Below are 9372 nucleotides of genomic sequence, written 5' to 3'. Positions count from 1 at the left end.
GCCCGATCACGAAGGCCTGCGCCAGGCCGTCGGGGCTCGGCTGCTCGGCGTAGGAGAGCGACACACCGAAGTCCGAGCCGTCGCCCAGTAGGCGCTCAAAGTTGGGCAGGTCCTGGGGCGTCGAGATCACGAGGATGTCCCGGATGCCTGCGAGCATGAGGGTGGAGAGCGGGTAGTAGACCATCGGCTTGTCGTAAACGGGCAGCAGCTGCTTGCTCGTCACGCGCGTGAGCGGGTAGAGGCGGGTGCCGGAGCCGCCGGCGAGGATGATGCCTTTCATGGTTCCCCCAATCAGATGAATAGCATAAAAGGTGGTCCAGAAGTAAATGACCGTCCTGATGCTACACCAACGGATATATCCGTCGTGCCAATGAAATGGAGCTGCGCCGCCCCTCATCGGGGAACGGCGCAGCTCCAAAGAAGTTCATTGTCTAAGAGCAGCCAAGACTATCGCTACCTCTTCACCCCGTACCACGCGACGCCCTCGGCGCGCCAGCCGGCCGTCACGAGCGAGTCGTTCTCGGCCTTTGAGGCGGTGTAGTTGTGCGAGCCGGTGGCCGCGTAGGGGTTGTACTGGCGGTAGAGCGCGACCCCGCGCGAGTCGTCGGAGTACCAGCCGACTCCCTCGTACCTCCAGCCGGCCTCCACGAGCGAGTCCCTCTCCGAGGCGCTCATCGTGTAGTGGTGGTCGCCGCCGGGGGCGTAGGGGTTGTAGAGGCGGTACACCGGCGCGCCCGACGTCTCCGGGGCTGTCCAGCCAACGCCCTCGTAGGTCCATCCGGCCGCCACCAGCCCGTCGCGCTCGGACTCGCTGCCCGTGTAGAAGTGCTCGCCGGTGTACTTGTTGTACAGGCGGTACATCGAGACGGCCGGAGAATCGGGCTCAGGAGCAGGGTCCGGTTTGGAAGAAGGCCCATCATACTTCCCGTAGTCTCGGTTCGGATAATCCTCGCTCGGCGTCTCGAAAGCCGTCACCCATCCAAAGTGCCCAGGTAGCAGCGTTTGCCTAAACGAGGAATCGCTGCGAAGAAAAAACGCATGCGGGTCATTTGAGGTGTCGTCCCATGTGGCGTCGACGTGGTACCAGGAACCATCTATATTAACCAGGTCCCAACTGTGGTTCATATCCTTGCTAGCGACATACAGCGCCTCTATCCCCGCGCGTTTGAGCAGAAGCTTATATCCGAGTGAATACCCTTGGCACACCGCAGTCCCCTTAGCCAAACTCCCAAAAGGAGTGTAAGAGGCATCGGGTGTGACAGAGGAATAGTCGTACTCGCATTTTGAGAGCAGGTAATCATGGAGAGCCTGCGCGACTTGGAACTCCGACATTGTGTCCAGGTTTACCCAAGAGAGGCCCTCTGCCAACGCGCTTTCGGTTTCGCTTTTTGCATCTGGCACTTGCTCGATGTCGACAACGTAGCGCAAGGTCACCGCAGCAGCAGGCTCCTCGGGATCGGCCTTCATATTTCCGTTTGAGTCCCGATAGCTGATCGTGTAGCGAGGAGCGGCCCAGTAATAATCAGGATTCGCAACCACGAGATCGAAAGCGTCCCGGACATCCTGAACGGTCACCACAGTGTCATCGAGCTCGAATTTTGCGCTGCACGAGTTATAAGCTGCCAGGAACTTCTCGTAGATAGCCTCCACTATGCTCGATGTAACCTGCTCGCCATCGTAACCGAGGGCCATGACATCGGATAGAGAGTCTTCATCCGACGCTGACGGATAGTCGACAAAGACGTCCTCCTCGCAAAGGCCGCTCAAATAATCCTCAGCAGCAAGCACGGGGGCGGGAACCAGCATCACAAGAATCGAAGCCAATACAGTACAGACGATCAAATGACGATTCCGCTTTGCCATTCCCGCCCCATCCGGATAAACGCATCGCGTCCCTAACGCGATTGAACATTCCTTCTGAACTTTACCTCAGTCCGTACCACGCGACGCCCTCGGCGCGCCAGCCGGCCGCCACGAGCGAGTCGTTCTCGGCCTTCGAGGCGGTGTAGTTGTGCGAGCCGGTGGCCGCGTAGGGGTTGTACTGGCGGTAGAGCGCGACCCCGCGCGAGTCGTCGGAGTACCAGCCGACTCCCTCGTACCTCCAGCCGGCCTCCACGAGCGAGTCCCTCTCCGAGGCGCTCATCGTGTAGTGGTGGTCGCCGCCGGGGGCGTAGGGGTTGTAGAGGCGGTAGACCGGGGTCCCCGAGGCATCCGGCGCGGCCCAGCCCACGCCCTCGTAGGTCCAGCCGGCAGCCACCAGGCCGTCGCGCTCCGAGGCGCTGGCGGTGTAGAAGTGCTCGCCGGTGTAGCTGTTGTACAGGCGGTGCATGATCTTATACTTCGCAGTCATAGTCAATTGGACCGAACCGGCATCCCCGCTTCCGTTGCCAGAAGCGAACAGGAGTACATATTGTCCCTTGCTTAAGGGAAGCGAGTAAGAGACGTCATCGGCTGTACGATTCTGGACAAAGATAGCTTTTTCGAACGGAACCTCAGCGCTCTTATTGAAAGAATCATAGTCAGCCGCCGAGAACAACGCCAAGGCAGAATAAGAATCATGATGATTCCAGCCACTGGCCTTGATCGTTAACGTAGAGCCGTGATCAAGGTCAAGCCTGTATGCTTCTCTGATCACAAATTCGTTAGCAGGCATTTGGATTGTCTTCACTTCGCCAAGCGAATAAGGCAAAGGCTCTTTGGGGTAAACGGCGATTTCCGTAGTTGAGCTCTCGTCAGACGATGAAATCCCGGCATGGGCCTCAAGTCCTTCCGACTGATTCTGGCCCGTCGACGCGAGAGCCGTCAAAGGCATCTGCAAGGATAGGGCCGTCGATAAGGCCATAACCGTACAGATTGTAGCGTTTACCTGGTGTTTCATTGCGTCTCCTTCCAAAATGGCCATACTTCTAGCCGCATACGGCTATGTCGAACAGTATCCATCCGCACTGATTTGCCAGAGCTACCGCAAAGTTATATTTCGGCAAACGGTCACGCGAAGCCGCAAGTTCACGACCGCTCGCAGCCTTGCAGGCAGTTGGCAGGGGTACGCCTCATATAATTAGACCATCATTGAATCCAATTAACTGTGAAGGAGCGTTATGGTCAAATCAAATCAAGCACGTGCTTGGGTTTACGTCCTTCTTGCCTTCGGCCTCTTCACCCTGTGGCCCATCGCTGCATTCGGCTCTGAAGGCAACCCGATGTGGAGGATGTATAACTCCTATACAGGGGAGCACTTCTACACCTCCTCCACTGATGAGCGGGACTCCCTCAGGATGGCAGGATGGAACTGCGAGGGAGTTGGCTGGGTCGCGCCCACGTCAGGCAAAGATGTCTATCGTCTTTACAATTCTTATGTCCCAGGTGGCGATCACCACTACACGACGAATCAAGATGAACGTGACTCTTTGATCAGCGCAGGTTGGTCTTATGAGGGTATCGGATGGTATTCGAGCGGCGACGTCAAGATGCTCCGGCAATACAATCCCTACGCTATAATGGGGACGCACAACTACACGGCAGACCCCAGCGAAGACTCGATGCTGGTTTCTGTGGGATGGCGCTCAGAGGGCTACGCCTGGAGCGGAATCGGCGGTGGGTACAGCGTGCCAGGACTTGGACCCATCGAGCAGCCGAAGCCTTCAACTCCCGACAACGGAAACCATGGCGGAGGTAACAACCCGGGAACCGCGAATCCGGATGCGAACGTTGCCTATCTCGTCAATGGAAGCAACGTTTACCACACCCACTGGTGCAGGTCGATGGAAAAAGCGAAGAGCTATAGGACCGTCAGCCTTTCGGAGGCGCAGGCATCGGGAAGGCGCCTCTGCAAGAACTGTGCGCAGATCGGCTAGACATCGCTCAAGTACCGTCTGGCACCAGAGCAATTAACCTGAATGAGCGCCCGTGAGCCAATGTGGCTCACGGGCGCTCATCTTTACAAGGCGAACCAGGGCGATTACTTACCTTTATTCGCCAGCGCGACCTCTTGCGCAAGTTCATCGACCTTGGTCTTTAACCTGCTGATCTCGGCGGAGTTAACGAAGACCTTCCAGAGCAGCAGGGCGATGATGCACAGGTAGATGAAGTTGCTCGCGCTCATGAATCCGAGGGCAGCGGCGAGACGGATGGCGATCTCGGGGAAAATCGCGAGGATAACGAACACTACAGCCACGACAACCCAGAACACGGCGTCCTCAAAGAGGATTTTCTGCTTACGCACTTTGCGCCCGACGACGATGAGGGCGAAGGCGGCTCCTGCAACGAGCAGCAGACGGAGATAGAACGGCAGCATAGACAACCTACCTCAGGAATCGGGACATGACGATGGCCAAGCACGTGCGGCTCATGTAGCGGATGACGTTGCCGAGTTTGAGGTAGCTCTCGCCGCCCTGGCGCTCGCGCATTTGTGCCTGGACCTCGACGACGGGGCCGTATTTGCGAGCCGCAAGCGCAACTAGGTCGGGCTCAGGCGCGATGTCGAAGCCGGTCGCAAAAAGATCGATCATGCGGCGGCTATACATTCGCATGCCGCTCGTGGGGTCGGTGATGGTCTTGCCAGTCGTGAGCTTGATCAGCCAGGTAATGAGCCGCGACCCCGCGCCGCGCGCGCCCGTGGGCTTAACGGTGCCGTCGAGGTAGCGGGACGCGATGACGATGTCGGCGTCCTTCTGGCACATGGTCTGAGCCATCGCGGGGATGTAGAAGGGCATATGCTGGCCGTCCGCATCGAACTGCACCACCGCATCGTAGCCGTTGCGCCGAGCATACTTCATCCCCGTGCGGAAGGCCGAGGTGAGGCCTGTGTTCACCGGGAGGTTCACGCCATTCAGGTGTTTTGATGAAATAACGTCGGCAGTGCCGTCCGAGGAGCCGTCATTGACGACGAGGTAGTCGACCTCCGGGCAGGTCGCCTTAAGCTCGGAGATAGTGTTCGCGAGGCACTCCTCCTCGTTGAATGCCGGGACGACGGCAAGGACCTTCATGTACTCGACTCCCGCTTCTAGCTTCAATTACTTGCCGTCTACCATAACACGAGGACTGTGGCTACCGCTCGATTTCATAAAGCGCCATGGGACCGGTCTTGAGTAGGAGTTTGAAGCCAGGAGTACTCTCCGTGATGGACGTTATGCCGGTAAAGAGCGACGCGTCATAGTCCTTACGCAGATTAATGAAGCTTGCCTCGCATTCTTTTCCGCGCAAAACCATGACATACAGGGCATCGATGCTATCGACTGCGGATTTGACCTCCTCATTGGAGTCGTAATCCACAAGGCTCGTCCTGATGGTCTTGCTCGCAGACGCCTCGTTGCTGCCCCCGAATCCAACGAAATTGCGGTAGTAAACCCGCATGCCGCGCGTGCCATACGCAAGGAAGCTACCATCCATGGGGTCATTGATGATCACGGCGTCCTTCGGCACGATTTGCTGCACTTTGTCGAGGAAAACTTGCTCGGTTGAATCAAGCGGGTTGTCGAGACGATACGTATCGCTCACGATCTCGCGGAAATCGCCGTACGTCGTATGGAAAGACTTGTTCGGTCTATCGCGATCCTCCATCTTGTAATACTTGCGATATTCCTCCTGGGTATAGGTTCGATGAAGACCAGCGAGGTTAAACCCAGGCATAAAGTTGAGAACGAGGAAAGCAACCGCAAGCGAAGCGGCGATCAGCCGACAATTTGTCGGCTTTGTCTTTACGGCGTTGTACTTCTCGCAAGCCCGTACGACCTGGCAGTAAACCCATTCGAGCCCTAACGCCGCCAAAGGAATGGCCGCGATGGTGCAGACCGCTCCCAAGCGCATGGGGTCGGTATACCAGAATCCGGCAAGAATCTGCTTGAATTCATCTTTGTGAGTCGCGGCCACCAGCAGGACATAGCATGCCAAGCTATAGGAAACCGTCATCCAGCGCTTTCCTGACTTGAATAGCGCGCCGACCGCGCCGAACACGACGAGTGAGCCGAGAACATACTGGGAAGCGGTCTCGTAGCAAAAGCCAAACGTGTACTGCAAAGTAAGAATATTGATGATTTCTTGCCAAGCCCAGGCATAGGGTTTCCACGTATGAGTCACGGTATCCTGCAGGAACGGCAGTTTATAGCAGAAGAGCCAGAACGCAGCAACAAACACGATGAACACAAGCGGAACCGCAAACCTGATCACGCGATTAGCCGTCCGTTTGGCCGCTTCGTCGTAAAGTCGGTGCACGCAATACGGGGAAAGCAGGAGAACGCAGGTAAAAACCGCGTTCGGGTGACAGAGCGCCAAGCCGAGCGCTTCTCCCACAAGGAGCACACCGAGGCGAACGCGCTCCGATACGTTGGCCTCCGGCCTGGTCAAGCGCACAAAAGTCGCCATTGCGGCGGGCACAAGGCAGAACCCGGCAAAATTAGGGTAAACAGGACCGAATACCAGGAGATACCACGGGAAGGCAACAAAAGCGACACAGACGATCGCTCCGCACAACAGAATTCGTTTATTGTTTGGGAACAGACTGGCTAAAAACGCGAGGACAGCTAGCGGGAAAACGACCCCCGCAAAAGCAAGCATTGAAACATTGATAACTGTGGGAACCGAAGCGCCCGTTGCCATGGAAGTCAGCGCGCACAGCATGTGCCATGCAGTCGGATAGAAACCGGAGTAGTCGACGGGGGCGATCGCTGCATCGGCAGCGCTGAGATAAGGACTGACGCCAAAGCACGTGAACTTACCGGAGTCAACGAAACCCTGGATCACATTCAAATGCCAGGTAACGTCGTATGCCTGGTAAAGAGCGTCAATAGAGCCTATCCGAGAAATAAAGAGGTTATAGCCCAGGGCAAGACCAATAAGTACATAGAGGACAGGGATTACGGGGTGAATCCGAGGCAAATCCAACGAGGAAAATCTCCTGCTAAGCAGCAGCATAAGAACTAGGGAGATCAGAATCGCTGGGGTAAAAACACCCATCGGGCTGGCGACAATTCCCACCAGCGCATATACCTGACAAATACAAGTGAGGAACGCAAGCCCCACGACTGGGGACAGAAGAGCCGACCAGACTCCCCTTGTGCCGAACGCACGGCAAATTAAGAAACCTGGAACCACAATGAAAGACAGAAGAACTACCAGAAGTCTAATCAATTCAAGCATATACAACTCATTCGTATATCCGAGGGATGTCAGGAACTTAGGCTAGCGCAGAATTCGTGCCTAGGTGATTCAGGCAGGAGAAACGCATAGGGCAATCCTAACCCATGCGCTTCTTTGCAAAGGACTTTAGCCAAGATCCGATCCAGAGCACAACCGCTCCCCAAGCAAAAGACAGCGAGAGCGCGCAGACGAAAACGAACGCCTCGGACCTCAGGCTGACTACCGAGGGCATGGCGAGTAGAGTCACGACGTATATAGCCACATGATGCATCAGATAAAAAGGGAAGCTGATCCTTGATGCAAAAGAGAGCGCCGTGACCTCCTTATTAAAAAGCTTCGAGAAGAACCACCCGAATAACCCGAAGCAGCCGATCCCGACGATCGGCATTAGCAGCTTCCCGAAATAGCTACCCAAGAAAGAACATGCAATCAAGGCCAATAGCGATACTGCGGCAAATTTCGCATCAGGTTTCTTTTCGCCGAGCTTAAGCGCAATGAACGAGCCCGCGGCAAAGCACGAAAGACCGGGAACAAAATAACCCGTATAGTCAATGTATGTCGCGCCCATTGATGTGACAAAGAGAATAATCGCCGGGACGCCCACCACCGTAAGGAAGGCACCGAGCTTCGACTCTCTCTGCAGCTTATGAATAAAAGGAAAAAAGCAGTAAAGCAAAATAAGGCATCCTAGGTACCACTCGCCGACCAAATACCAGTTGGGCGAGAAAGGCGAAGGATAACAGCTCAGATACCCGTCTAGCCCAAAGATGGTAAAGATGAGCTTCCAAGCAGAGAGAGGACCTTGGATCAGCCGTATGCCTGCTAGCGCGACAATAAAAAAAGCAACAATATATGCACTATAAAAGAAGGGGAAGATATCAAGTATGCGTCTCTTTGCATAACGGCTCACGTCAAGTCGAGAATCACTGGTCGTATACATGAGCACAAAGCCGGAGATCACAAAGAAAAGCGCGACCGCAGCCTGGCCTAAGCCGATCCCGAACGCCTTGGTCGGAAGAATTGCCGCCGGAGAGAGCGGCACACCATAGTTCTCGTTAAGGGTAATGAGCTGGTCGTTAAGGTGGTAAACAAAAACCGCGATCGTGCCCAGGACCCTAAGCCCATCAATATAGTAAAGATGCGCGCGTTTAGACATTATTCGAAATACCCTCGCTATTTCCTCTTGCATGAATCAGGGCAATGGTAGCGTATTGAACTTGGGTACACACCGGAGACGCCCGCATAAACCACCGGGGCGTTCATTGGTCAGCGACTTGTCGAGCGAGGCGTTGCTCGACTATTGCGCAGCCACATTGAATTATGGAGCTATTACGAGAAATCCTATGCTCCGTGACGCTCATCGATGTCGTTATGGCCACATGCCGAATAACACATAACAACAATAGTTGAATCAGATAGATTACATACCCACCTTGGGATTGCAAATCTACGACGAAAGGACCCGACCTATGCCCAAAAAAGTGCTCCTCCTGTGCGGCGACTTCACCGAGGACTATGAGACGATGGTGCCCTTCCAGGCGCTCTCTGTGCTCGGCTACCAGGTCGACGCCGTCTGCCCCGACAAGAAGGCCGGCGACACCGTGGCCACAGCAGTCCACGACTTCCTCGGCGAGCAAACCTACACCGAGCTGCGCGGCCACAACTTCGCGCTCACGGCCAACTTCGACGCCGTCGACACCGCCGACTACGAGGGTCTCTTTATCACCGGCGGCCGCGCGCCCGAGTACATCCGCTTAAACGAGCGCGTGCTCGAGATCGTCCGCGAGTTCTTCGCCGCGAACAAGCCCGTCGCCGCCATCTGCCACGGCCCGCAGGTCCTCACCGCCGCCGGCGTCCTTACCGGCTACAAGGCAACGGCCTACCCCGCCGTCGGCCCGGACATCACGCTCGCGGGCGGCGAGTACGTGCCCGTCGCCGTCGACGAGGCCGTCGTCGACAAGAACCTCGTGACCTCCCCTGCCTGGCCCGGCGACACCGCCATCGTCCGCGAGTTCGTCAAGCTCATGGGAGCGAAGATCGAGATCTAGGGGTCTTCAAACCGTAGCGTCTAAGAGCATGGAAGAAGCCCGCGCCCTCCGGAAGACTGGAGAGCGCGGGCTTCTTTGTTGGCGAGGGGCAGATTCAAAGCCGCCCTGCTGGGAAGCGCCCGAGCTATGGGCCTCTACTCCCCCGAGGGATCCTTGGCCTCGAGCCACTTCTTTCGGCTGACGAAGTTCC

Annotated in this window: 9 protein-coding genes; 2 read left to right on the top strand and 7 right to left on the bottom strand. The window is 56.3% G+C overall.

Translation table 11 applies throughout. The features are described from left to right. The 3 genes from ACT84W_RS06005 to ACT84W_RS05995 all read right to left on the bottom strand — a co-directional run. The coding region (locus ACT84W_RS06005) for a sugar phosphate nucleotidyltransferase (RefSeq protein ID WP_444328567.1) at positions 1-280 on the bottom strand (280 nt) is incomplete at its 3' end. A 173-nt stretch (positions 281-453) separates the two neighbouring features. Continuing rightward, positions 454-1863 (bottom strand): transglutaminase domain-containing protein, encoded by a 1410-nt coding sequence (locus ACT84W_RS06000; protein ID WP_444328566.1) that lies wholly within the window; start codon positions 1861-1863, stop codon positions 454-456. Between the two features lie 61 nt (positions 1864-1924). After that, positions 1925-2350: a hypothetical protein gene (locus ACT84W_RS05995; protein WP_444328565.1), complete on the bottom strand. Its 426-nt coding sequence runs from the start codon at positions 2348-2350 to the stop codon at positions 1925-1927. A gap of 748 nt (positions 2351-3098) precedes the next feature. Between ACT84W_RS05995 and ACT84W_RS05990 the strand changes: the two genes are divergently transcribed. Next, complete coding sequence (locus ACT84W_RS05990; RefSeq protein ID WP_444328564.1) at positions 3099-3854, top strand: hypothetical protein; 756 nt, start codon at positions 3099-3101, stop codon at positions 3852-3854. Between the two features lie 104 nt (positions 3855-3958). Here the strand turns inward: ACT84W_RS05990 and ACT84W_RS05985 are convergent, their stop codons facing one another. The 4 genes from ACT84W_RS05985 to ACT84W_RS05970 form a co-directional block, all read right to left on the bottom strand. Then, complete coding sequence (locus ACT84W_RS05985; RefSeq protein WP_432291040.1) at positions 3959-4294, bottom strand: DUF2304 domain-containing protein; 336 nt, start codon at positions 4292-4294, stop codon at positions 3959-3961. Positions 4295-4301: 7 nt separating this feature from the next. Then, the gene (locus tag ACT84W_RS05980) at positions 4302-5012 is read right to left on the bottom strand and encodes a glycosyltransferase family 2 protein (protein WP_432291041.1); all 711 of its coding nucleotides are present in this window, start codon (positions 5010-5012) and stop codon (positions 4302-4304) included. 34 nt (positions 5013-5046) lie between these two features. Then, positions 5047-7134 (bottom strand): DUF6541 family protein, encoded by a 2088-nt coding sequence (locus ACT84W_RS05975; protein ID WP_444328563.1) that lies wholly within the window; start codon positions 7132-7134, stop codon positions 5047-5049. Between the two features lie 97 nt (positions 7135-7231). Next, positions 7232-8290 carry an acyltransferase family protein gene (locus tag ACT84W_RS05970; protein WP_444328562.1) on the bottom strand — a complete coding sequence of 353 codons (1059 nt, stop codon included), beginning with the start codon at positions 8288-8290 and terminating at the stop codon, positions 7232-7234. A 313-nt stretch (positions 8291-8603) separates the two neighbouring features. On the opposite strand from ACT84W_RS05970, the gene ACT84W_RS05965 reads away from it, so the two are divergent. Then, positions 8604-9182: a DJ-1/PfpI family protein gene (locus ACT84W_RS05965; RefSeq protein ID WP_444328561.1), complete on the top strand. Its 579-nt coding sequence runs from the start codon at positions 8604-8606 to the stop codon at positions 9180-9182. Positions 9183-9372 lie beyond the last annotated feature (190 nt).

This window comes from Paratractidigestivibacter sp., assembly GCF_052362415.1.
GTDB lineage: Bacteria > Actinomycetota > Coriobacteriia > Coriobacteriales > Atopobiaceae > Paratractidigestivibacter.
The sequence above is the reverse complement of the archived record's forward strand: the minus strand, read 5'-3'. Positions and strand labels throughout refer to the sequence as shown.